Raw genomic sequence first — 25,487 nt, 5'->3', positions numbered from 1 at the left:
ATGTAAATTCAAATTGTTTTTGCATTTTAAAAGAGCTTCTATTTATTTTTTAAATAAAATGTGCTAAAATTATAAGTTGTTTTATCATTTTCGGTGTGGGAGAAATTATATATGAATAATAAACAAAAAAATATTCAAGAAATAATTAATCATTTAAAAACTTCTGGTTTTGTCTATCAAAATTCGGAAATTTATGGTGGTTTGATTAATACTTGAGATTATGGCCCACTTGCAATTCAAATGTTAAACGAAATAAAAAAATATTGAATTAGAGAGTTTATAACCAGAGAAAAAAATTATCAAATTGACTCTAAAATTATTATGAATGCTAATGTTTGAAAAGCTAGTGGTCATTTAGATAATTTTTCTGATTACTTAATAGAAAACAAAGTTAATCAAAAGAGATATCGGGCAGATCATATAGTAAAAGACTTGTTCCCAGAAATAAATGTAGAAAAAACTACATTTGAAGAATTAGAAAGCATTATTAAAAATAAAGTTAAAGAATATGATGGCTATAAATGTGATTGAACTACTATTAGACCATTTAATTTGATGTTTAAAACTCAATTAGGAGCAATCGATAATGCTGCTTCTATTACTTATTTAAGACCTGAAACTGCTCAGGGTATTTTTGTTAATTTTAGAAATGTAACAAGAACAATGAGAGCAAAATTACCATTTGGAATTGGTCAAATTGGAAAAAGTTTTCGAAATGAAATAACCCCAAGAGATTTCATTTTTAGAACTAGAGAATTTGAACAAATGGAATTAGAATATTTTTGTTTAGAAAATGAAAGTGAAAAATTTTACAAATATTGAATTCAAAAATGTCAAGAATTTATCATCTTACTAGGACTAAAAAAAGAAAATATTAGAATTAGACCTCATGAAAAAGAAGAATTAAGTCATTATTCAAAGGGGACTAGTGATATTGAATATCTTTTTCCATTTGGTTGAGGAGAATTATTAGGAATAGCTAATCGAGGAAATTATGATTTAAGTCAACATATGAAGTTTTCTCAAGAATCGCTTGAATATTTACAAGAAGATGGATCTAAGGTTGTTCCTTATGTTATTGAACCTTCAATAGGACTTGATCGTTTACTTTTAGCATTACTTATTGATAGTTATGAAGTAGAAAAATTAGACAAAAATGATGAAAGAATAGTTTTAAAATTAGATTTTAATGTTTCACCTTATCAATTAGCTATTTTTCCTTTATTAAAAAAACTAGCACCACATGCTCAAAAAATATATGATGAATTATTAAAAAATACGAATTTCCGATTAATTTATGATGAAACAGGATCAATTGGTAAACGTTATCGCCGCCAAGATGCAATTGGAACACCATTTGCTATTACCATTGATTTTGAATCTTTGGAAAATAATACTGTAACTATTAGAAATAGGGATAGCATGATTCAAGAAAGAATTAATATAAATGAAATAACACTTTATTTAAATAAGTTTAAAAAATAAGTTAGGAAATAAATGGATAGTAAAAATATTTGAGAAGAAGTTTTAAGTAAAACAGATATTATTAATGTTATTTCAGAGTATGTTTCCTTATCAAAACAAGGTAAAAATTTTAGGGCATGTTGTCCCTTTCATGGTGAAAAAACCCCCTCTTTTATGGTAAGCCCAGAAAAAGGAATTTTTAAATGCTTTGGATGTGGAAAAAGTGGTAATGCTTTAAAATTTATTGAATATATTAAGAATATTTCTTCACTAGAAGCATTGAAGATTTTGGCTACTAAGGTTAATATCGATATTAGTTCATATCTTAAAATTTATGAAAATAATAGTAATTTAAGTCAAGAAGAGATATGACTTTTAGATATTAATAAAACAGTTAATGATTATTTTCAATATCAATTAATTACCTCAAAAGATAAAAGTTTAAAGGAATTTATTGATAAGAGAAATTTGAATAAAAAATTAATAAAAGAATTTGAAATAGGATTTGCTAGTGAAACTTTAAGTGTATATTCATATTTAAAACAACATGGATTCAATGATTTTGCTATTACAAATTCTTCTTTAATAAGTCATAGTAATCATGATGTTAATTTTTTTAATAATAGATTAATGTTTCCCATTAAAAATGAAACTGGAGAAATTATTGCTTTCTCTGGTAGGGATATTACAAATAAGAGTTCTAATAAATATTTAAATTCCTCAGAAACTGCAATTTTTAAAAAAGCCGAAACTTTTTTTAATTTTTATAATGCTAAACCTTATATAAATCAAACTAAAGAAGTTTATTTAGTAGAAGGGCAATTTGATTGCATAGCCTTACATAAAGCTAATTTTAAAAATGTTATTGCATTAATGGGTACTAGTTTTACTAAAAAACATTTGCTTTTATTAAAAAATAATAAAATAATTTTATTTTTTGATAATGATGAGGCTGGAATAAATGCTACAAATAAAAATTTAAAAATAATTTTAAGTCATGCTAAAGAATTTAATATTGAAATAAATTTTGTTATAAATACTTTAAATAAAGATCCCGATGAACTTTATAACTTAGATAAAGGCATAACCTTAACAAAAATAATTAATGAAAAAATTGATTTGGTTAAATATTTAGAAAATGAATATATTCTAAAGTATAAAAATAGTTCCTTAAGCATAGAAAAGCAAAATTTAATCTATCAAAAAATGTTTGAATTTATTTACTATTTAAATGATGTTAACCAAGCATTTTTCAAAAACAAATTACTTACTAATAAAATTTTGGATGAAAATCTATATAGAACATTAGAAGAAAAATTTAAAAAACCAAATTTTCCTAGTGATCCTAATTTTAAAAATAGTCAATATAACAATAACAAAAAAACAAAAGCTTATAACAATGTTAATAATGAAAATATCCCAATTATTGAGTCACCCTTATGACATGAAAATAATGTAAATCTTAACTGAAAAAGTCAAGAACAAATGAGAAATATTATTGGTAGAAATCTTCTTTCTAATCTTATTCTTAAAACAATATTAAATCAACCCACTTATTTAAATAAATGAAAAGACGAAGATTTTATTAAATTACCAGATGATAATGAAGAAACTTTAAACATTAAAAAATTAATATGTTATACTTTAAAACTTGATAAATCTAGTATTAGTGAGGTTAATTTAGTAACAATAATAAAAAAAGACCAAAATTTAGATAACGATACAAAAAACATTTATTTAAATTTGCTCACTAAAATAGGAAATTTTAACAAAATTTTAACCCAAGAAGAATTTGATAGAAAAATCAACTCAATAACTGAAGATAGAGCATATGAACATAAAGAACTTTTAACAAAATAATGAGGAAATATGGAAATAAAAGATAAATCACTTGATATTGTAATTAATGAGATTAAAGAGGAACTCGCTAAAGCAAAGAAAAAAAATAAAAATAAAACTTCTTTTACTCAAGAAGAAATATTTTCATTACTTGACAAAAAGAAAATATCAGTTGAAGATGAAGATACTGATGCCATGTTCGAAAGACTAATGGATGAAGGTATTTTAGGAATGGATGTTGATTTTGGTGATGATGAAGATGTAGATGAAACTGCTTTTTTTGATGCAATTCAAAAAAAAGATTCTGATTCAGTAGATGAAATTAAAGATGATGAAGAGTTTGATGAAAGTCAATTAAAAGAACTAGAAGACGAAGAAGTAGATGATGAAGATTTAGATGTCGATTCTGAATATGATGATAGTATCAAACATCATGATGATGATAGTGATGTATCTGATTTAGATGACGAAGATTTAGAATCTGATGATGACCAATATATTAAAGAAATTCACCCAGATATTGAAGAAGGTGATGAATTCGAAGCAGAAAGTTTGTTAAAAGAATACGACACTTATGAAATTAAATTAGATGACCAACAACTTACTTTAAAAGAAGAAAATGCTTTAGCTAATAAGTTAACTGAAACTAACGATATTGTTAAATGATACATGCGTTGAATTGGAAAATATGGAAAGCTTTTAACTCCTAAAGAAGAAAAAGATTTAGCTATAAAAATGGAACAAGCGCAAAATGCAAATAATTATTATCGTTATAAAAGAGCTAGAGATATGCTAGTTAAAAGAAATTTAAGATTAGTAATTAATAATGCAAAAAGATATAAAAACCGTGGTCTTAGTTTTATTGATTTAATTTCTGAAGGTAACTCAGGGATTATGAAAGCTGTTTCTAAATATGATTATCATAAGGGATTTAAATTTTCAACCTATGCTACTTGATGAATTAGACAAGCAATTACAAGAGCTGTAGCAGACCAAGCAAGAACAATAAGAGTACCAGTTCACATGGTGGAAACCATTAATAAGATTTTAAAAATAGAAAGAGAATTACAACAAGAATTAGGATATCCACCAAGTGATGATGAAATTGCCAAAAAATATGGTGGTGATTTTACTGGAGAAAAAGTAAGATATATTAGAAAAATTAATGTTGACCCCATTAGTTTAGATAAAAATATTGGAAAAGAAGAAAATTCTAGTTTTTCAGATTTTGTTAAAGATGAAACCGTAGTTAGTCCAACTGATTATGCAAGTCAACAAGAATTGGGAATTATCCTAAACGAAATGTTGGAAAATAGTTTAGATCCTGCAGATAATATTTTGATTAGAAAACGTTATGGAATTGGCCAAGATGCTAATGGTAATAAATATCGCCCACATACTTTAGATGAACTTGCTAAAGAAATGGGTATTACTAAAGAAAAAGTGAGACAATTAGAAACAAAAATTATTAGAAAACTAAAACACCCACAAAAAAGAAAGAAATTAAAAGAATTTTTCTTAAATGAAAGTTACGATTTAGACTAGCAATAGTCTTTTTCTTTTTTTATTACTAAAATTAAAATATTTGAAACACTTAAATTTTGTACTAAAATAAAATTAATATCAAATAATTAATAAAGAGAGAGAATAAAGAATATGTTAGTTTTAAATGAAATCAAAACAATTGAGAATATTGAAACAAAAATTTCGAAAGTTATAAAAAATGTAGTCAATTATAATGACTATGAAAATCATAAGGATTTATTGAATTTTATTGAGAATGAAGCTAAAAAATACAATATAAATCTTAACGATGTATTTAATAAACAAAGTGATTCATCAAGAAAAATTTTAGAAAAATTTAAAAGTAATAATGACAAGAGAATAAAAAACTTTTTTAAAGAATTATTAAACAAAATTTCTATAAAATTTCCTCAATATTATAAAAACATAAAAGAATTGCTTAATAATGAAAAATTAGAAAATGAAACCGAAAAATTCTATACAAATTTTTATAAAAATTTAGTTAAAACCAAAAAGGAATTCAAAAAGGAATTAAAAGAATTAAAAGAAATTGGTTATTCATACTACAAAAGATTTAAAACAGAAGTTGGTGAAATAAATCTAGATGGAATAAATTCAAAAACTGTTGAGTATGAATTTAAAGAATATACTAAACTTTTATCGATAATGAAAAATGAATTATTACCAGTTGAAGAAAGAATTAAAAAGTTACAACAAGCAAGAAGTATAATCATAGGTTTGTCTGCAACTTTTGGTATTTCTGCTGGAGCATTTTCAATAGCGTCACTTTTTTGCCCAGCACTTATTCCAATTGCAACTACATTTAGTGTTGCAACGGCAGTTTGTGGTATTGTAGCAGCGTGATTACAAAGATCAATTCATGACTTAGGTTTGAAAGTTAAAAAAATAATTGAAAACATAAAAATGTTTGAAGAATTACAATTTACTAAATTTGGAATAGTTGATTCTTTAGGGCTAGGAATTTCTATGTTAGGAGCTATGCAAGATTTATTAAGTTATAAATTTCCTACAAAGGTATGGACTGGAGTATCAAGCGCTATATATTCATTTATAGGTGCGTCATTTGATATTAAATCCTGTATAGATTCTGTAGAAGAAATGAAAAACACAATTAAAAATCAAAAAATTATATATAAAAAAACAATTGAAATAAATAACTACTTAAAAAATATTGAACATATAAAATGAAGTGTTGTAGATGAAACTAAACAAACCGGACCTTATAATGAAGGCGGTGTCGGTGGAAAAAATATGAAATTTAAAAACTTGAAAACTCAAGAGATTTTTACATTAGAAGAATTATTATCTTATTCGAAAATTAAATTAAATTTATTAGGTTTAACAAAAGTTTATAATTCAAAATTAAAAGAATGATATATTAAAACACTGCCAAACAAAATACTAATTGATAATTTAGGTTAAAATGATATTTTTACCTATTATTATAGTAATTATGCATTTCATTGGCATAATGTTTTATTTTAATATTAGATATATTTCATTCTATTTTAATAATGTAAATTATTTTTTAAAAAGCAAATTATATGTGAATTTAAATTTAAATAAATATTTTAAAAAATGAAAAATTTCTAATATATTCATTTTATTAGCATTCATTATTGATATAGTTTTTATATTCCTGTTTGTTTTTTTAGATAGCTATGTTTATAGCGAAAAATTTTATATTGAAATACTAATTGCAAATTTAATTATATCAATTATGATTTTAATAACTATTTCTATTTTAACAATAGACATATTATTAAAAACATCCAAATTAAGAAAGAAATATAACATTTACATTAATTCAATTAAACAAAATAAATTTGAACCATATTTTTTAAATATAGATAATATAAATTTAAAAGATGAAAAATTTCAGATAGTAAAAAAATATGTTGAAACTAAAAAAATAAAAATTATTTATATGCAAGAAGATAGAAAAGTTTTACCAGTTATATTTCCTAATTTCAAGAAATTAAAAGCAATTTTAGAAAAGAAAACTTCTTTTAATGAAAAAGTAGAATTTATTGATTTATTTTTATGTAGCGAACCATTGAAATTAAAATTAAAAAAAGAATATCTTGATAAAGAACAGATTAGTTATTTACGATATTTAATTATTGAAAATTTTAGAGAGGAACAATAAAATGAATTGAAAAATCTTTATTTATTCATTATGAGCGGTAATAATATTATTTTCAATACTATGAACATTATTTTTTAAAAAGATAATCTTTGATAAAATTATGTTTTTTACTATGGAAGCAATTGATTTTTTAGAAAAAAATAAATTAGCTATTTCTAAAAAATTTTTTAAAAAATTATTTTTAATTAATGGCGGTTGATATTGTTTGTTAATGATCCCACTTTTTTTATCAAATTATTTATTTGGAATAACTATGATAAGAATTGATTTAGGGATAAATTATATTTTTAGATACCTTTCTTTTTTAATAAACATTTTGTTTCCTATGTCAATTTTATTAATATTATCCAAATCATTAAGATTAAATGTTCATAAAAATATGGTTCAATTAATAGATATTGTCGATAGATTGGAAACTCCATACTTTAAAGAACAAAATAATGATTCATCAAATAATGATTTTATTAAAACATTAAACGAAAAAATAATTATTGAATTTAAAGGTCAAAAAAATAGTCCCTATAAAAAATTTGATCTAACTAAAATTAAAAATTTTTGTTTTAAGAAAAACAAATTTCAAGCATACAAATTGAATTATTTTATGTTCAAAAATATTGATAATGTATATGTCAATAATAAAAAAATATCGACTTATGATGAATTATCATTATTAAGAATATTTTTATTTAAAATAATAAATAATTCAAATCCTTATTTTGATTAAAAATAAAATATACAAGAGGAAAATAAACATGGAAAATAAGAAGAAAAATCTAGATTCTTTAACAGAATTGCAATATAAAGTAACACAAGAAGGTTTTACTGAAGAACCCTTTTCAAATCAATATGATAAACATTTTGAAGAAGGAATATATGTCGATATAGTTGATGGCACTCCTTTATTTAAATCAGAAGATAAATATGATTCGGGTTGTGGTTGACCTGCTTTTAGTAGACCAATTAATAATGAAGACATTGTTAAATTAAATGATTATTCGCATAATATGATTAGAGTAGAAGTTAAAAGCAAAAATGCCAACTCACATTTAGGACATGTATTTAATGATGGGCCAAAAGAAAAAGGTGGTCTTAGATATTGTATTAACTCCGCTTCTTTAAAATTTATTCCAAAAAATGATTTAGAAAAAGAAGGCTATGGTAAATATAAAATCTTGTTTGATAAAAAATAGAAAAATCATCTTTTATTAATTTAGTAAAATTAAACTATGAAAATTTTTAATTGAGATCTTAATAAAAAAATAGAAATAAATGATCCTCTAGTTATGTGCTTAGGATCTTTTGAAACTTTGCATTTAGGACACTATTTACTAATTAAAGAAGCCAAATCATTAAAAATTCAAAATCCTAATTTAAAAACAGCAATTATTATATTTAAAAATCCTATTAAAAAAGGAGAAATTTTAAATAAAAAAGCTTTTCAACTAAAAGTGAGATTATACACTTTGTTAAACTTAGAATTTGACTATATTTTTATTATAGATTTTAACAACGAAATTAAAAATATTGAAGCTAAAGAATTTATAGATAAATTAAAAGAAATTAATGTTACTAATGTAATATGCGGACCAGACTTTAGATTCGGTTTTAATAAAGAAGGAAATCCTAATTTGCTAAAGAAACATTTTTCATTAATAGTAACTTCTGAAAAAAAGATAAATAAAAGAAAAATTTCATCAACCTTAATTAATGAATTAATTGAAGAAGGTGATATTAAAACAATTAATAGCATATTGATAGAAAAATATAGTTTTATTATCAACTTAAATAAATTTAATTTTGAATATCCAAATAATTTAACAAGGTTAAAATCCGGAATTTATTTAGTAAACGTTGTAATTAAAAATTATGAATATCATGGACTTTGTTTAATTAATAAAAATAAGAATGATAATTGCCAAATATATTTATTAGATTTAGAAATTGCTCCTTCAAAATATGAAGAAGTATTTATTGAGTTTGAGGATTTATTAAGAAATATATCAGCAGAAGAAGATAATAATATTTATGATAATGATGTTAATGAAGCAATATCATATTTCTCAAGAAAGGTAAAATAACTATGAAACATCTTAAAAAAGGTGATCAAATTGCTATTGTTAGTTTATCTTCAGGTATTTTAGGAGAAAAATATTTAACAAAGCAAAGAGAGCTAGGAATAAAAAATATTAAAGAATTGGGCTTAAAACCTATTTTTATGCCCAATTCTTTAAAAGGAATAAGTTTTATTGAAAATAACCCCGAAGGTAGAGCCAATGATTTAAAAATGGCTTTTTATAATCATAGTATTAAAGCAATTTTATGTGCTATCGGGGGTTTTGATACTTATAAAGTATTACCTTATCTTTTTGAAGATAAACATTTTATTTCATACGTAAAAAGACATCCAAAAATTTTTTTAGGTTATTCAGATTCCACTATTAATCATTTATTTTTCAATAAAATTGGCTTAAAAACATATTATGGTATTAACTTTTTAGTCGATTTTGCCGAGCACGAAGGAAATATTTTGCCTTTTACAAAGAAAAATATTGAAAATTTATTTACTAAACAAAAGAAATTAGAAATTACTTCAAGTAATATTTGATATGAAGATAGAAAAGATTATTCCGAAGCACAAATAGGAATACCTAGAATTTCTCATATTGATAATAAAGGTTTTCAAATATTAAGAGGAGATGGAATAATATCAGGAAAACTTTTGGGAGGATGTCTTGAAAGTCTATATTCAATAATTGATATAAATGCTTCAATTGATAAAAAAGAAATATTTGAAAAATACTCAATATTTCCTAAGATTAAAAATTGAAAAAATAAAATAATGTTTATAGAAACTGCAGAAACTAAAAGTTCAATAGACTTATACAAAAGAATGATAAAAAGTTTTAAAGAAATGGGTGTTTTTAAAGTAATAAAAGGTTTAATTGTGGGAAAACCAATCGATGAAACATATTATGAAGAATATAAAGAAATTTTATTAGAAGAAACTAAAGAATATAATTTACCAATTATTTATAACTTAAACTTTGGTCATGCTTTACCACATATTATTTTGCCTTATTGTAGAAAAATTAAAATTAATTTAGACACAAAAAAAATTATTTTACCTTATGGTCTTTTTGGTTAAAAATATTAAATTAAGAACAATTTTATTTTTTTAAAATAAGTTATAATTTGTATTGATTTAAAAAATTATATCTTGGTAATAATTAAGATTATTGCTAGGTTATGAAAGGAATATATAAATGGTTTCAAAAGAAAAGAAAGCCGAATTAACAAAAAAATATGGTAGAAATCCTAAAGACACAGGTTATTTACCAGTACAAATAGCTATCCTAACAGAAGATATCGAATCATTAAAAAAACATTTTGAAAAAAACAAAAATGATTTACATTCAATGCGTGGTTTTATTGCTAAAGTTAATTTACGTAAAGCTTTATTAAATCACTTAAAAATGACTGACTATCCAGTTTATTTAGAAACAATTAAAACATTAAATATTAGGAAATAATATTTAAATAATAAAAAAATTCAAGTACAAAAGTTGTCTTGAATTTTTATTTTTAATTTTAGTTATAAAATCCTTTCTCTCTTAATTTAAAATAAGGACCATCTTCTGTAACGGGTAAACATATTTCCTTAGCTACAGTTTTAGTATTATCTTCACCATTTCCCATAGCAATGCCTAAACCAACTGATTCTAGCATTTCTATATCATTACCGCTATCTCCAAATGCCACCATTTCTTCAAGAGTACAATTTAAAATTTTGGCCAAAACTTCTAAACCTATTGCTTTTGTTATTCCTTTTGCTGAAATAAATAGTCCTCCTTCTCACTGAGCTAAAACTCATAAATCAAGTTTATTATCTTCAAAAAAACGAGTCAATTTTTGTGCTAAAACATTTGGTTCATTTGAAGTAACAGTTATTAAATAATTTTTATCATTATGTTTTTCAAAATCTTCTACTGAAATAAATTTATCTTTATAAGGGCGGTAAAATCAATGATCAATATTGAATAGATTATTGTAATAACCAAATTTATCACCTACAAATGAAAAAGGTAAGTGGTTTTCTATTGCATATTCATAAAATTTAAGGTAATCTTGGTATTTTATTGTTCTTTCAAAAACATATTGATTAGTTTTTAAATCCAAAATAAATGTTCCATTAGCTCCAATAAAATAATCTACATAAGGATTGTTTATTTGCTTTCCTATTGTGAAAATATCTCTTCCAGAGCATAAAACATTAATATAACCATTTGCTTTTAATTTTTCAAACATTTCTTTCATTCTAGGTGTAAGTTCATCTACTCCAAAAGGAAGCAATGTTCCATCAACATCAAAAACTATAACTTTATATTTAATCATTTTTACCTCACTTCATTAACTCGGTTAGAAAAAATTTTGATAAGTTTTATCTTCTCATCTTCTACTAAAATGTATCCCATTATTTTATTTTTATATGTAATAAAAGTATTTTGTTTAGGTGCAATTAATTTCACTAATTGCATTGAATTATTTTTTTCTATTAGAGCTAAATTGCTTTTATCTAGCATGTAAAATGATACATTAAAAAGTTCATGCAAATTTGTAATTTCAGAATATTTTTTAATATTTTCTAAAGAAATGCTGCCTATTTTTGTACGTTTTAAAATATTTACACAAGCATCAGTATTTAAATAAATACCAATATCATGAATTAAACTTCTAATATAAGTGCCTTTTGATACTTTAATTTCAACAGTAAAACTTTGCTCTTCATAATCAAATTGAATTAGGTTAATTCAATGAATTTTAATTTTTTGGTCTTTTAATGTAATTTCTCTGTTTTCTCTTGCTAACTTATAGCTTCTTACACCATTTATTTTTTTAGCGCTAAAAATAGGAGGAGTTTGCTTTTCTTGATTTTTTATATATTCTAAAGCATCTTTTAATTCGCTTTCTTTAATATGCTTATTCTCTAAATTTCGTATTTCTGTTCCTTCGTCAAAACTAGCACTACTTTTATTTAAATAAGCTTTAACATAATATTCTTTATCATCATGAGTTATGAAAGATAATAATTTTGTGTCAAAGTCAGTGGCAACAATTAATAATCCTTCTGCAAGTGGATCTAATGTTCCAGCATGCCCAATTTTTTTGATATTTAATTCTTTAGCAAATTTTTTTATAGCAATAAAACTGGAAATTCCTCTTGGTTTACTTAATTTAAAAAACATATTTTAACTCCGCATGAGTAATATTATCATATTAAATTTTTAGTATTTAATTAAAATGAAAAAATAAAAAGAACACATAACTAGTGTTCTTTTTATAGTCAATTTCTTGAAATGGTGCGAACGAATGGACTTGAACCATCGACCTCACGATTATCAGTCGTGTGCTCTAACCAGCTGAGCTACGCTCGCATAAAAGCAGGAAACCTGCTATTTTTATTTTATTATAAATTAACGTTTTGAGAATTGTCTTGCTCTTCTTGCTTTTCTTAATCCGAATTTCTTACGTTCTTTAACACGGGCATCTCTTGTCAAGAATCCAGCATCTTTTAATTTATTACGATATTCGTTGTTTGAAGCTTCTAATAATGCACGGGCAATACCTAATCTAATAGCACCAGCTTGTCCAGTTAATCCACCACCATTAACATTGGCAATAATATCAAATTTGTTTACTGTTTCTGTAACAACAAAAGGGCTTAAGGCATCTTTTATTAAAATATCTGAATTTAAATATTGTTTTGCTTCTTTAGTATTAATAGTAAATAAGCCTTTTCCTGGAACAATATAAACTCTAGCTATTGATGATTTACGACGTCCCAAACCATAATATCTAACTTTTTCAGTTATTATTATTTAACCTCCAATTTCATTGGTTGTTGTGCTTGTTGTTTGTGTTCTTCAGTAGCATAAACAAATAAGTTTTTAAATTGCTTACGTCCCAATGCAGTACGTGGTAGCATTCCTTTTACTGCCTTTTCTACTAATGCTTCAGGGTGTTTAACTCTTAGATCCTTAGCTTTAATTTGTTTTAACCCACCAGGGTATCCTGTATGGTGATAATAAATTTTATTTTCATCTTTTTTAGCTGTTAAAAGTACATCTTTTGCGTTAATAACAACTACATTGTCGCCCATGTCCACATTTGGTGTAAATGATGGTTTAGTTTTACCTCTTAAAGTTGAAGCTACAAGTGTTGAAAGTCTACCTAAGGGTACGTTTTTTGCATCAATGATGTATCATTTTTTGTCAACTAATTCTTTTTTAATAATTGTCGTTTGACGCATACTTTCTTATCCTTTTCTATAATTAAAAATATAAATGCTTAAGCATTATAACATAAATACATATTATTTATATTAAATTTTTAATCTACTTAGCATATAAATTATTGCTGTTTCAGCACGTAAAATACTCTTGGTCAATGAAACTATTTTAACATTTTTTTCTTTTGCTTTTTTAATTTCTAATAAATTAAAGCCACCTTCTGGGCCAACTATAAATAAAATATCTTTTTGAATATCTGTTAATGGTAAATTTTTTACTTTTTCATATGCTAAAAATTTATTATCAATTGGTAAAGAAATAATTTCATCAAATGATTTGAGTTCATGTAAAATAGGAATTTTATTTCTAAATGATTGTTGTGCTGCTTCTTTTATTATTTTTAAATATCTTTCTTTTTTATCCAATATTTTTAAGTTAGTTTTGTCTGTATATTGTGAAACAAAAGGGTAAATTTCACTAACTCCTAATTCTGTTATTTTTTGTAAAGCTATTTCAAAATTACTTTGTTTAATTAATGGTAAAGCAACATATATTTTAAATGGGTATTCATTATCAATATTAGTTTTTTCTAAAATTAATGCTCGATCTGGAAAAATATAAATACATTTATAAAATTCATTTTGATAATTAATTAAAAATTCTTCATTTTTTATTCTAGCAACTTTAAAATGCATTTGTAATTCATGGTTTAAAACAAAATGGTTATCTTCTTTTTTATTGCAAAAAAATTTATACATAATTAGAAAAATTATAAATTATATAATTAAACAAAAATAAAAAAAGGAGCAAAAGCTCCTTAGTAAAATATAGTTATATTTAAGGATTTAAATTTCTAACATCATCTAAATTTTCTTAAAAATTTCTGCCATATCTTCACTGTAATTGTTTTCTCTTTTATTAGAAGAGAAATCATTAGGAATATAAGGTCCGTTTTGTACTAAAAATTCTCTAGTTCGTTCGTTCTCATATTCTATATCACTGTTTTTTATGCCTTCAGCAATTTCTTTTTGAATGGCATCAGTGTCTTTTGGGGCTCCTTTACGAAGACCAGTAGCAATAACAGAAACGTAAATTTCTCCTAATTTATTGCTCTCTTCTGAAACAATATCTGTTAAACCAAAAATAATATTAATATCCTCTCCTACAAGTCCACGCATTGCATTTAGTGCTCCTTGAATTTCATTCAAGGTTACTTGACTGCTTGCCACAAAGTAAACGATTGCATCTTTAGCACCAACAATGCTTGATTCTAGAATTGGACTACTAATAGCACTAGTAATTGCTTTTGTTGCTCTATCATCACCTGATGCGGTTCCTATACCAACAACAGCTTCACCACTATCTTTAATAATGGTTTCTAAATCAGCAAAGTCTAAATTAATAACTCCTGGAACTGCTATTACATCTACCAATGTTCTAATTGTTTGTTTTAAAACATTATTGGCACAAGTAAAAGCATCATTAAATGAAATATTTCCATATTGTTTTAACAATTTATTATTTGAAATTACAATATAAGAATCAACAACTTTAACAATTTCTTCAATTCCTTGTTGAGCAATTTTTGAGCGTTTTGGTCCTTCAAAATCAAAAGGTGTAGTAATAATGGCAACAACTAATGCGCCACATTCTTTAGCAATTTTTGCAATTACAGGACTAGCACCAGTGCCAGTTCCTCCGCCCATTCCGGCAGTGATAATTACTAAATTAGCACCCTTTAAACGGTTTTTAATTTCATCAGCACTTGCTAAAGCTGCCTCGCGGCCTACTTCAGGACGTGCACCAGCACCTAAACCTTTTTTATCGCCCAATTGTAAAACTACACTAGGGTCATATTGCTCCAAAACTTGTCGATCTGTATTGGCAATAATAAATTCTAATCCATCTAACTTCGTACCCAATAAAGTTTTAATGCTATTATTTCCACCACCACCAACTCCTATTACCTTAATTTGTGCAACAGGATTATACTCAAAACCATTATTACTCATTCTTACCTCGTTTCACTTACTATATTATATAAATAAAGGTTTCCTTTTATTTATTTTCATATTTTGAAGAACATTACTTTCAATAGTAAATATTTCAGTAGTAATAAATTCTCTTGTTTTTTCAATTGAAACTTCTTTAGGGTTTAAAGTATCAATTAATTGAGTTAATTCATTACTTATTTTTGCTTTACTTTGGTTTAAAAAATAAACTTGGTTAGAATTTATTGTTTTAGAAAGCAAAAATTTAAAATCTTCATTTTTAGCAAGTTCGTTGCAAAGATTAATTTTAATTTGATTAAGATTAAGATTTTGGAGAAATTCGCTTATTTTTTTGAATAAAAATTCATAAAAATCATCAACACATTTATTAAGTAAACCGTTTTCTTTGATTAATTTCTTAACTAAATTAATCTCATTATTAAATATTAATGAAGTTAAATAGTTTGATTCATTAAGAGGCATTGATATTTTTTTAACAATATCATTATCAAGTAAATTTTTACCAAAAGGAAAAGTTTCTATTTTTAGCATTGTCTTATCAGAAAACAAGCTAATTTTGAATGCATCTTCCATAAGTTCAATAAAAATATTATTTTTTGAAGAAGTTAAAAAATTTATTTTTTGTAATTCATCAAACATGCAAATTTTTGCAATGTTTAAATCATTAACTGAACAAATACTGAAGATTTGTTTAACAACATTATTGTCTAATGATGAAATTATTTTTTTTACTTCTAATACTGAATTATTAACATTTTTAATAATGTTTTCAGAATGTGTTTTTTGATCAATAATAAATCTATTTGATATTTTAAATTGTTCTTGAATATGCTTTTCTAAAGAATATTTCACTTCATTTAATGATTCATTTTTTCTTATAAGAAAAGATTTTTGATATAAATATGAATTTATTGTCAATTTTGTAAAGTTGTCACGAGAAACTAACACAATAATTTCAGAAATTCTTCCTAAAATTTGCTTTTCAATATTCTCTTTTGCATTTTTTACAAATAATTTAAGTTCTTTTAAATTTGAAAACAAAGTATTAACACTATCTTTGTAAATAACAAAATTACTGAAACTAGTTTGTTCAACTGCTTCTATTTCTAATTTATTATTTGCAAACTTTAATGTAGTGATAATAATTTTTTTCATTTTTTATTCCAATTTTGTTATTACTCTTAATTTGGCACTTCGTGACCGTCTATTTTGTTCAATTTCTTTATCAGTAGGATAAATAATTTTTTGATGTCACATTTTTGTTTCATTTACTGGTAAACGATTAAGTTTTGGATCTTTATAATTAAGCTTTTGAAAATATTTTTTTACAATTGCGTCTTCTTTTGAATGAAAAGTAATTACTAATAACTTTCCATCTTTATTTAACACATTTGCTACTTGACTTAAAAGATCTGCTAATGCATTTAATTCATCATTAACTTTTATTCTTAAAGCTTGAAAAATTGCTTTTGAAGGATTTTTTTCTCTAACTATTTTTGCTGGTAAAGCATTTTTAATAATTTCATTTAATGAAAAAGAGTCATTAATTGGTCTAGCTTTCACTATGGCCTTCGCAACTTGTTTAGCAAATTTTACATCAGCATTTTCAATCAATATTTTTTCAATTTCATCTTCTGAAAATGTATTTATTACTTCACTAGCAGTTAAAGAATTTGATAAATCCATTCTCATATCTAAAGGTGAATTTTGAGAATATGAGAATCCTCTAGATTTGTCATCTAATTGTGGACTACTTACTCCCAAATCAGCTAATATGCCATCAACTTTAGTTATTCCAAGTTTTTTAAGTTCATTAGATAAGTATCTAAAATCACTATGAATTAAAGTAAAGTTAGAATTAATATTCTTTAAAATTTCATTACTTTCTAATAATGCTTGATTATCTTTATCAAAACAAATTAATTTTCCAGTTGTTAATTTTTTGAGAATTTCTTTACTATGCCCCGCTCTTCCAAGCGTTAAATCAACATATATACCATTTTCTTTAATTTTTAGTTGTTCAACAACTTCAGATAAAAGAACTGGAATATGTTTTTCTATAATTTAACTCCTTGTTCAAATAGTTTCTTAGTAAGCATTTCAATATTCTCTTCATTTTCATAAAAGTTTTCTTTTTGTTCATAAACTTCTTTTGCAAAAAGTTCACAAGTATTTCCAACCCCTATAAAAACAACTTCTTTTGTGATAGCGATTTTATCAATGAAATGTTTAGGCAATGTTATTCTACCCAATTTGTCAGGTTGAACTTCTTCAGTATTACCAAAGATATATCTAGACAAATCACGAAAATCTTTGTTAAGCCCATTATTTTCTTCTAGGCGAAATTTTAGATTTTCAAATTCTTCTTTAGCTCTTAAAACTAGAGATTTATCGAAACCAAGTGTGATATAAAATGTATCTCCCAATTCTTTAAAAAGTTTCGAAGGAATTACTATTCTATTCTTGGTATCAATTTGGCGATAATATTTTCCAAACATTTCCACTTCTTTCCACTATCAACCTAATTCTAGCATATTTGTTACCACTTTTTTACTTTTTAGTTATTTTATTTCTAATAAAGTGTTGTAAGGAAGACAAAACATATTAAAAAACTTAAATTTGATAAAATAAATTAATAATGCTGGCTTAGCTTAGTTGGTAGAGCAATTGATTCGTAATCAATGGGTCAGGGGTTCAAGTCCTCTAGTCAGCACCATATCTATTAACCTAGTAAAATTTGTTTTGAAAACAAAAAAATAGCAAAGAATAAAAGTAAACAATCTTTGCTATTTTTTTCAATATTTTTTGTTAAAAGTCCTTTGCAGAAGAATAAAATAAAAATTATAAGGAGACAATTAATTTATGACAAATTCCAAAAAACTAAGAATTTTAGCTACAACAATTATGCCAGTTACTACATTTGCTATTATGCCAGTTTTAGCAGCGGCATGTGGTGAAACATCAAAACCACAAAATGACGATACAACAGAGATCACTAAACAAGAATATGATTACGAAAATACTGATCCTGATTATAAAGTCGAAACAAAAAAACTTACTGCATATTACAAAAAGGATAGCAAAAGTCCATATGTTGATATGCTAGCAACAATAAAAGCACTTGAGGGATTTTTAAAAGCTTCAGATGTCAAAGTTAAAATTGATAAAAACAAAAATGAAGCAACCTTAACTGTTGGTGGAAATAAAATGATACTCAATTGAGAAAAAAATACTATTTGAGTTAACAGCACCAACTTCTTTAGTTTCACACACTCTTCATTGGTAACAGATTATGAAAGATATATAAGAGATGTTGATGGACATAGTATAAATGATGATAATAAAGGTGTAACTTTTAATTTAAGTAAATTTAACTTAGATATCTTATATCACCAAGGCAAAATTTTGATGCCTTTTTCACTATTCAACACACTATTTTGTAGTTTAAACTATCACAATATTTATTTCAATGGTCAAAAATTTTATGGAGTAAATTTTGCTTTAAATGATAGAGATGTTGAACTTACTAACAAAATAAGAAAGTCAAGTCCATTACAAAATACACAACCTACCAAAGAACAAAGAGAAGCAACAATGAACCACTTCTACTTTGTAATGCATTATTTCTATGGATTAAAAGACTTTAAAAAAATTGATGATTTTAAAAAATTTATTCCTAAAGATGAACAAGACAAAATGCTTTCAACTGATCCAAAAGTTTATTCAGAAGCATATACAAAATTCTTCTATAAAACATTAGATGAACTTCATACAAGAATGAACAATTATTCATATTATGATAAAGTTGACAAAAAAGTCGCTACCGAAAGTGCTAAATATAATGGTGACTTTAGAACAAGATTTTATGAAACAAGAAAAAAACTAGTTGAATTAAGAGAAAAAAAATTAGGAAAAAAACGTCCTATTGTAAGATATAAAGGCGATACAGCAATTATTAGTTTTGATGTTTTCCAAACAGGCTCAAATGAAGACATTAAAAAAGCAGATGGATATAATTATGATACCCACATTTTAATGAGATATGCAATGAATGAAATATCTAAACATCCAGAAATCAAAAATGTTGTTATGGATTTATCATTAAATGGTGGTGGTCAAGTTTCAGCAATGAGCGCTGCTTTAGGATTTTTAACAGATAGACCTATTCGTAATCGTGAATATGATACATTAAATAGAAGAGAAGATAATTGAGGTGTTGACGTTGACACTGATGGTAATGGTCAATACGAAAATGATGCTTACACTAAATATAAATGATATGTACACACAGGAATTAACACCTTTAGTGCTGCTAATCAATTAGTAAGTATTGCTAAAGAAATGGGAATAGCAAAAACAATTGGTCAAAGATCTGGTGGTGGTATGTCAGCAATTCTTCCTATTGTTTTTGAAGATGGAACTACTACTATTTTAAGTTCACCAAATACAGCAGTATTAAAAGACAAGAAAACTGGAAAATTATTGCCAATAGAATCAGGTTTAGATCCAGATATAACACTTCCATACGAAGATTATTATAATGATGATAAACTTGTTGATTTAATTCACAAAGATAATAAACAATAAAAAACAAATTTTTTACTCAGATATTCTTATCTGAGTTTTTAATTTTTGATTTTTTATTACAATTTGAAATACTTTTAATTTATACTAAAGTTTACAAATAATTATCTTTTCTTAAAAACACTAAAAATATTTTTAATTTTCTTTATAAGATAATTTTTTTAGTTATAATAGTAAAGCATTAATACACATAGAGTGCCGACTTAGCTCAGCGGTAGAGCAGCTGGCTGTTAACCAGTTGGTCGTTGGTTCGAACCCAATAGTCGGCGCCATTATGGCCCTATGGTGAAGTGGTTAACACATATGGTTTTCATCCATACATGCGTGGGTTCGAGTCCCGCTAGGGTCACCATTGGAGAATTAGCTCAGTTGGGAGAGCATTGCCCTTACAAGGCAAGGGTCGTGGGTTCGAGCCCCTCATTCTCCACCATTTGTTTAAAACAAGACACCTTTAATGTACATTGAAGTGAACAAGAATCTTTGTTCATTTTTTATTTAAATAAAAATCATTCAATAAATAAATTGCTTTTTTAAGAAAAACTATTTTTTTTAATATAATAATAAAGCAACTTAAAAAAGTGCCGTCTTAGCTCAGCTGGTAGAGCAACTGACTTGTAATCAGTAGGTCGTAGGTTCAAGTCCTATAGACGGCACCATTAATGCGCGAGTGGTGAAATTGGCAGACACGTTAGTTTTAGGCACTAATATCTTTGATGTGAGGGTTCAAGTCCCTCCTCGCGCACCATATCAAGAACCTAAATCAAGTATGCTTACTTGATGCTAGAAAGTAACATGAAGTGCAACACCTATGTGCTTCATGTTTTATTTTATATTTTTCAAAAGTTAAAAAACAAAAATACACTGAATATTAGTGTTTGAGTATATTTGAAATTAGTTTATTAAGCAAATATTTTGTTATATTCTTCTATTAATTCTTTTTCGTATAAAGCATATGAGGATTTTCAATTAAAAATTTTTCTACGTTTAAAATTAATTCTTTCTGTGGCAATTTGAATTTCATTAATATCAATTTCATTAAAATTAGTGCCTTTAGCAAAAATTCTTCTAAAAATACCATTTCAATTTTCATTACTTCCTTTTTGTCATGAAGCATATTTATCAGTAAAATATACAAATATATTTAATTTGTAAGCTAGTAAACCAATTTTTCTAAATTCAAAACCATTATCTGTAGTAATCGATTTTACTGGGATATTATTATTTGCAATTAAATTATTTAAAATTCTATTAAGATTATCAGGATGCTTACCTTTCATAACTGCCACATAACAAAACCTTGTTTTTCTTTCTACTAATGTGATTATATGATTAGCACCTCTAACATTTTTGCCACAAACTAAGTCAAGCTCTCAATGCCCAAATTCTAATCGATTATTTATTTCTTTTGGTCTTGCTCATATTGGTTTTATATATCTTGCTCCAACAAGGCGATCAATAACATTAGTTTTTGAACGTTTTCCTCCTTTTGTGTAATTTTTTCTTAATAAATCTTTTCTACTAAAAACTCATTTACCAGAGTTTATTCAATTAAAAATAGTTTTTAAACATGGTATTTCAAATTCATTTACACTCATATTATTTTTTATAAAAAAATAAGTTGATTCAACCGTTCAAAGTTTACCATCATATAATGCTGCAAATTGATCGATAAATTCTTCATATCTATCTCTTACTAAAAAATATCAAAAATAAGATCTATGTTTACTTCTGAGAATAGACTTTTGATTAGCTATTTCTGGATTGTAAATTAATTTATCATTATCAAAATTGCGTTTTATTTCGCGAGATATTGTTGATGGTGATTTATTTATTTGTTTGGCTATTTTTCTAATAGAAAAACCTTTATTTAAATATTCTTGAATAATAATTCTATTTTTGTAATTTAAGTGATTATAATTAATCATGAGTAACCTCTTGAAGCACTTTATTTAGGTTGCTCTTTTTTTATTTACTTTAATATAAAAAATGCAACCTATAAAAATTATTTCATAGTGTTGCACTTTATATTACAATGTAGCATCAAGTATGCTTACTTGATTTTTTATTTTATTTAAAAAAATTAATTATTAAAAAAGGCACTCAAGTGCCTTGATAATTGTTTTTATGGAAGTTTATTATTTTTCAAAAACCTTTTCAACAAATTTTGAATTAAATAAATAAAGTAAGCTTCCTCAATCCAAATCAAAACTAATAACATCTCCAACTTGATAATTAATTTTAGAATCTTGAGCATTAATAATTAAATGATCACTAGATCCACCCAAAATTTTTAAATCTTTATCATATGGATACATGGCATCAAACATGGTGTCAAGTTTACCAATAGCGCAAATTAAACGTTTAATTATGCCTAAATCCTCAAAAACAGGTTTATGACCAAAAGCATCAATACCACATGCTCCTTCTGGTAATGAGCTTTTTTTATCAATTTCAACAATTTCTGCTTCACATCTAAAAGTATCACGATACATACCAGGAATAGTTTTTCGATACATATCTTCAGTACCAAAAATCATTGCGAAACCCATTCGCAAAAAGTTTACTTCTTCTGGCATAGTGTTTTCTCATACCATATGTAAGCTTAAAGAATTACCGCCTGAAATATGAAATAATTTTATTCCATATGTTTTTTCAATATTTCTTTTAATATCAATAAATTTATTCATTGCTTCTTTTGAAGGTACTCTAGCACCATAACAACCAAAATTGCAACCTATTCCTATCAATTTAACGCCTTTTAATTTTATAATTTCACCAGCTGTTTTTAATGCATCCTCTGGTAAAACACCTTCTCTTCTATCGCCCATATCAACCATTAAAATTACTTGATGAATTTTGTTATTTTTTAAACTATATTCGCTAATTTTTTTAATAATAGTCAAATCACCATTTAAGCTAGAATCACAAAGCTCAACTAATTTTGGAATTTCTTCAATTTGAGGCAATCTAAGCATTTGTTTATGTCCTGGAATATCTTTATATACTTCAAAATTTTCCAATCTTGAATCTCCAAAATATTTTATCCCTGCTTCATAATAAAGTTCGGCCATTCTTCTATTGCCCACAAAACCTTTTGTTACTGCTAAAACTTCAATATTATTTTTTTTGCAAATATCAATTGCAACTTTAACATTATTTTTAAATTTTGTTTCATTAATTATAATACGGGGGTATGCCATTTTATTTCCTTTATTAATATCCTTTTTTTAAGATAATAAATTCTTTTTTGCCTTTTTTTAATAAGGCATATTTATTATTGAATTTCTTAAACTTGATAATAAAATTTTCATCATCAATAATTTCATTATCAATACTAAATGATTTTTTTTGAATAAATTCACGTGCTTCTCTATTTGATGAAACAATTTGATTATTTCTTAACATTTCAATAAAAGTTTCATTTTTTTTGACATCATATTCTTTTAAAAAACCTTTTAGCATTTCTAAGTGATTTAATTCTAAATTATCTTGATTTTGTGAAAATAAAATTTGCGAAATTTCCTCACATTTTTTAGCTATTTCTTCACTATGAATTGCTTTAACTATTTCATAGGCTAATGTTTTTTGAGCAATTCGTTTAGATTTGTCTAAATTATGATTAGTCATGATATCTTTTATTTCGTTAACATCTAAAAAAGTAAGTCATTTTAAATATTCTTCAATTTTAATATCTGATCTATTTAATAAAAATTGATAAATTGAATAAGGACTAGTCATTTCTTTATCAAGTCAAAGTGAACCACCACCAGTGCTTTTGCCAAATTTTACTCCATTTTCATCTAACAACAAATTAGCAGTTATAGCAATAGCATCTGCATTTTCGCCATGAATTTTTCTAATAATTTCTAATCCTGTAGTGATATTTCCTCATTGATCACTACCGCCTAATTGAATTTTTACGTTATTTTTTTCAAAAAGTGTTTTAAAATCTCAACCTTGAATTAGTTGATAGCTAAATTCAGTAAAACTCAATCCTTGTGCTAATCTTGTTGCAATACTTTCTTTTTCTAATAAATAATTAACATTTATTAATTTACCAACATTTTTTAGAAAATCAATAATAGTTCAATTTTTATAGAAATCAAGATTATCAATTACTTCTAAACCAAAAAATTCAAGCTGTTTTTTAATGGCATTTTTGTTTTTTATAAGTGTTTCATCATCTAAAAATTTTCTTTCAGAATTTCGAAAACTAGGGTCACCTATCATTCCAGTGATTCCCCCTAAAATAGCGATTGGTTTAAATCCATATTGTTTAAATCTTAATAAAGTAATAATTTGTACATAATTACCCAAATGTAGACTTTTGGCAGTAGGATCAAAACCCGTATAAATCCCTACACCTTTTTTTAAATTATTAAATTTGTCTTCACTTGATATATTGTTTAAAATATTTCGCATTTTTAATTCTTCAAGAATACTTTTACTCATAACCATGTTTCCTAATAATATATATTTATAAGTATATTATCAAATATAAATAAATTTACACATAGATAAATTGCAAAATTTTTAAAAATAAAAACATAAAGCTTAATTATTAGACTTTATGTTATTTTAATTAATATTTTTTAAATAAAGAAATGAACTTTTCTTTTATTACATTTGGAACTTTAATAATTGCAAAAGCAATAGCTCCTATACCTGTATGAACTGATATATCTGTTGAAAGTATTCAATTATAAGCATTTTTAAAACCAATGCTTTCTTTTAATTCTTTAGCGATTTCACTAATATTGTCATTAGCGGCATCCATAATTATTAAATGATAATCATTCATTTCATTTTGATCATCTTTATATTCTTTTTCATATATTTCTTTTAAAGTTTTAGTTAATGTTTTTCTAAATACTCTACCAATACCATATTTTTCTAAAAAACCATTTTCAACTTTTATAATAGGTACTATTTTTAATAATTTTGCAATAACTGCTGCGGCTTTTGATAATCTTCCACCCTTAACTAAAGCGTCATTAAATTCAGGAATTAGAATTAATCTTTCATGAGGTTCATCAAAAACTTTAATTGCTTCAGTAAATGATTTACCATTTTTAAGTTCTTCTTCAAGAATTAATAAATCTTTAACCATCAAAAATGAAATTTTTCTACTTGGAACAATGTAGACTTTTTCATTATCTTTGTACAAATTGTACAATAAACTATATTGACTAGAAAGTTCTTTAGAAATAGGATAAATTATAATTTTGTCGTAATTTTCAATATATTTATCAACCATTTTGGTAATGTCTCCAGGAGGTGTACAACTTGTACGAGCATCAACTTTTTTATTTGATTTTCAAATTTTGGCAAATTCATAGGTATCCATATTAACACCATTTTCATAAGAAATATCATTAATTTCAGTTCTTAATGGCATCAACTCTCATCCTAATTTTTCAGCTTCTATTTTATTTAAACCAGAAGAAGAATCAAGAATAATTTTAATTTTCATTACTACTCCTTAAATTCGTATATTTAATAATAAATATCTTTTTAATTATACAAAAACTCACCCATAACTTTTAATCCTTATGCATTTTCCAAAAAAAATAAATTAACTGTCAAGTATTTTTGCTTGACATTTTA

At 25.0% G+C, this 25,487-nt stretch carries 24 protein-coding genes and 7 tRNA genes; 17 read left to right on the top strand and 14 right to left on the bottom strand.

Annotated elements, in window-relative coordinates; all coding sequences use genetic code 4:
* Positions 1-111 precede the first annotated feature (111 nt).
* The 10 genes from ACLFP3_RS02405 to rpsO all read left to right on the top strand — a co-directional run bounded on the left by ACLFP3_RS02405 (position 112) and on the right by rpsO (position 10,527).
* Complete coding sequence (locus tag ACLFP3_RS02405) at positions 112-1,485, top strand: glycine--tRNA ligase (RefSeq protein WP_412031369.1); 1,374 nt, start codon at positions 112-114, stop codon at positions 1,483-1,485.
* 12 nt (positions 1,486-1,497) lie between these two features.
* On the top strand, positions 1,498-3,324 hold the full coding sequence (gene dnaG, locus ACLFP3_RS02400) for a DNA primase (protein ID WP_412031368.1): 1,827 nt from the start codon (positions 1,498-1,500) through the stop codon (positions 3,322-3,324).
* 9 nt (positions 3,325-3,333) lie between these two features.
* A complete protein-coding gene (locus ACLFP3_RS02395; RefSeq protein WP_412031367.1) occupies positions 3,334-4,848 on the top strand; it encodes an RNA polymerase sigma factor in 1,515 nt (504 codons plus the stop codon).
* A 111-nt stretch (positions 4,849-4,959) separates the two neighbouring features.
* Entirely contained in the window at positions 4,960-6,270 is a 1,311-nt protein-coding gene (locus ACLFP3_RS02390) for a hypothetical protein (RefSeq protein ID WP_412031366.1), read from the top strand.
* Positions 6,271-6,394: 124 nt separating this feature from the next.
* Positions 6,395-6,997 carry a hypothetical protein gene (locus ACLFP3_RS02385; RefSeq protein ID WP_412031365.1) on the top strand — a complete coding sequence of 201 codons (603 nt, stop codon included), beginning with the start codon at positions 6,395-6,397 and terminating at the stop codon, positions 6,995-6,997.
* A gap of 1 nt (position 6,998) precedes the next feature.
* On the top strand, positions 6,999-7,721 hold the full coding sequence (locus ACLFP3_RS02380; protein WP_412031364.1) for a hypothetical protein: 723 nt from the start codon (positions 6,999-7,001) through the stop codon (positions 7,719-7,721).
* A gap of 28 nt (positions 7,722-7,749) precedes the next feature.
* Positions 7,750-8,187 (top strand): peptide-methionine (R)-S-oxide reductase MsrB, encoded by a 438-nt coding sequence (msrB, locus tag ACLFP3_RS02375; RefSeq protein ID WP_412031363.1) that lies wholly within the window; start codon positions 7,750-7,752, stop codon positions 8,185-8,187.
* A gap of 36 nt (positions 8,188-8,223) precedes the next feature.
* The gene (locus ACLFP3_RS02370; protein WP_412031362.1) at positions 8,224-9,075 is read left to right on the top strand and encodes an FAD synthase; all 852 of its coding nucleotides are present in this window, start codon (positions 8,224-8,226) and stop codon (positions 9,073-9,075) included.
* 2 nt (positions 9,076-9,077) lie between these two features.
* The gene (locus tag ACLFP3_RS02365; RefSeq protein ID WP_412031361.1) at positions 9,078-10,142 is read left to right on the top strand and encodes a S66 peptidase family protein; all 1,065 of its coding nucleotides are present in this window, start codon (positions 9,078-9,080) and stop codon (positions 10,140-10,142) included.
* Between the two features lie 118 nt (positions 10,143-10,260).
* Positions 10,261-10,527 carry a 30S ribosomal protein S15 gene (gene rpsO, locus ACLFP3_RS02360; RefSeq protein WP_412031360.1) on the top strand — a complete coding sequence of 89 codons (267 nt, stop codon included), beginning with the start codon at positions 10,261-10,263 and terminating at the stop codon, positions 10,525-10,527.
* A gap of 58 nt (positions 10,528-10,585) precedes the next feature.
* Here the strand turns inward: rpsO and ACLFP3_RS02355 are convergent, their stop codons facing one another.
* The 10 genes from ACLFP3_RS02355 to ACLFP3_RS02310 all read right to left on the bottom strand — a co-directional run bounded on the left by ACLFP3_RS02355 (position 10,586) and on the right by ACLFP3_RS02310 (position 17,794).
* Complete coding sequence (locus ACLFP3_RS02355; RefSeq protein WP_412031359.1) at positions 10,586-11,389, bottom strand: YcsE-related riboflavin metabolism phosphatase; 804 nt, start codon at positions 11,387-11,389, stop codon at positions 10,586-10,588.
* 2 nt (positions 11,390-11,391) lie between these two features.
* Entirely contained in the window at positions 11,392-12,240 is an 849-nt protein-coding gene (gene truB / locus ACLFP3_RS02350) for a tRNA pseudouridine(55) synthase TruB (protein WP_412031358.1), read from the bottom strand.
* A gap of 112 nt (positions 12,241-12,352) precedes the next feature.
* A tRNA-Ile gene (locus ACLFP3_RS02345) sits at positions 12,353-12,429 on the bottom strand.
* A 39-nt stretch (positions 12,430-12,468) separates the two neighbouring features.
* On the bottom strand, positions 12,469-12,867 hold the full coding sequence (gene rpsI, locus ACLFP3_RS02340) for a 30S ribosomal protein S9 (protein WP_412031856.1): 399 nt from the start codon (positions 12,865-12,867) through the stop codon (positions 12,469-12,471).
* A gap of 2 nt (positions 12,868-12,869) precedes the next feature.
* Entirely contained in the window at positions 12,870-13,304 is a 435-nt protein-coding gene (rplM, locus tag ACLFP3_RS02335) for a 50S ribosomal protein L13 (protein WP_412031357.1), read from the bottom strand.
* Between the two features lie 72 nt (positions 13,305-13,376).
* Positions 13,377-14,042 (bottom strand): 16S rRNA (uracil(1498)-N(3))-methyltransferase, encoded by a 666-nt coding sequence (locus tag ACLFP3_RS02330; protein ID WP_412031356.1) that lies wholly within the window; start codon positions 14,040-14,042, stop codon positions 13,377-13,379.
* Positions 14,043-14,147: 105 nt separating this feature from the next.
* A complete protein-coding gene (ftsZ, locus tag ACLFP3_RS02325) occupies positions 14,148-15,296 on the bottom strand; it encodes a cell division protein FtsZ (protein ID WP_412031355.1) in 1,149 nt (382 codons plus the stop codon).
* Between the two features lie 24 nt (positions 15,297-15,320).
* Positions 15,321-16,451 carry a hypothetical protein gene (locus ACLFP3_RS02320; protein WP_412031354.1) on the bottom strand — a complete coding sequence of 377 codons (1,131 nt, stop codon included), beginning with the start codon at positions 16,449-16,451 and terminating at the stop codon, positions 15,321-15,323.
* A 3-nt stretch (positions 16,452-16,454) separates the two neighbouring features.
* Complete coding sequence (gene rsmH / locus ACLFP3_RS02315; RefSeq protein WP_412031855.1) at positions 16,455-17,360, bottom strand: 16S rRNA (cytosine(1402)-N(4))-methyltransferase RsmH; 906 nt, start codon at positions 17,358-17,360, stop codon at positions 16,455-16,457.
* Positions 17,354-17,794, bottom strand: coding sequence for a division/cell wall cluster transcriptional repressor MraZ (locus tag ACLFP3_RS02310; RefSeq protein WP_412031353.1), 441 nt, complete (start codon positions 17,792-17,794; stop codon positions 17,354-17,356). The genes rsmH and ACLFP3_RS02310 overlap by 7 nt, the downstream gene beginning before the upstream one ends.
* Before the next feature lie 142 nt (positions 17,795-17,936).
* On the opposite strand from ACLFP3_RS02310, the gene ACLFP3_RS02305 reads away from it, so the two are divergent.
* From ACLFP3_RS02305 to ACLFP3_RS02275, 7 genes are all read left to right on the top strand, one after another.
* Positions 17,937-18,012, top strand: a tRNA-Thr gene (locus ACLFP3_RS02305).
* A gap of 146 nt (positions 18,013-18,158) precedes the next feature.
* Positions 18,159-19,883, top strand: a complete 1,725-nt coding sequence (locus ACLFP3_RS02300) for a S41 family peptidase (RefSeq protein ID WP_412031352.1) — start codon at positions 18,159-18,161, stop codon at positions 19,881-19,883.
* Between the two features lie 194 nt (positions 19,884-20,077).
* Positions 20,078-20,152, top strand: a tRNA-Asn gene (locus ACLFP3_RS02295).
* 4 nt (positions 20,153-20,156) lie between these two features.
* A tRNA-Glu gene (locus tag ACLFP3_RS02290) sits at positions 20,157-20,232 on the top strand.
* Positions 20,233-20,234: 2 nt separating this feature from the next.
* Positions 20,235-20,310, top strand: a tRNA-Val gene (locus ACLFP3_RS02285).
* Positions 20,311-20,460: 150 nt separating this feature from the next.
* Positions 20,461-20,536: transfer RNA gene (locus ACLFP3_RS02280), tRNA-Thr, on the top strand.
* A gap of 5 nt (positions 20,537-20,541) precedes the next feature.
* Positions 20,542-20,625, top strand: a tRNA-Leu gene (locus ACLFP3_RS02275).
* Positions 20,626-20,779: 154 nt separating this feature from the next.
* Here ACLFP3_RS02275 and ACLFP3_RS02270 read toward each other — a convergent pair.
* The 4 genes from ACLFP3_RS02270 to ACLFP3_RS02255 all read right to left on the bottom strand — a co-directional run bounded on the left by ACLFP3_RS02270 (position 20,780) and on the right by ACLFP3_RS02255 (position 25,353).
* Positions 20,780-21,805 (bottom strand): IS30 family transposase, encoded by a 1,026-nt coding sequence (locus ACLFP3_RS02270; RefSeq protein ID WP_412031351.1) that lies wholly within the window; start codon positions 21,803-21,805, stop codon positions 20,780-20,782.
* Between the two features lie 210 nt (positions 21,806-22,015).
* Positions 22,016-23,080: an alanine/ornithine racemase family PLP-dependent enzyme gene (locus ACLFP3_RS02265; RefSeq protein ID WP_412031350.1), complete on the bottom strand. Its 1,065-nt coding sequence runs from the start codon at positions 23,078-23,080 to the stop codon at positions 22,016-22,018.
* A 13-nt stretch (positions 23,081-23,093) separates the two neighbouring features.
* The gene (gene tyrS, locus ACLFP3_RS02260; protein WP_412031349.1) at positions 23,094-24,332 is read right to left on the bottom strand and encodes a tyrosine--tRNA ligase; all 1,239 of its coding nucleotides are present in this window, start codon (positions 24,330-24,332) and stop codon (positions 23,094-23,096) included.
* Between the two features lie 130 nt (positions 24,333-24,462).
* Positions 24,463-25,353, bottom strand: a complete 891-nt coding sequence (locus tag ACLFP3_RS02255) for a DegV family protein (RefSeq protein ID WP_412031348.1) — start codon at positions 25,351-25,353, stop codon at positions 24,463-24,465.
* Positions 25,354-25,487 lie beyond the last annotated feature (134 nt).

Source organism: Metamycoplasma buccale (assembly GCF_046774455.1).
Taxonomy (GTDB): Bacteria; Bacillota_I; Bacilli_A; order Mycoplasmatales; family Metamycoplasmataceae; genus Metamycoplasma; species Metamycoplasma buccale.
This window is presented reverse-complemented; position numbering and strand designations above follow the sequence as displayed.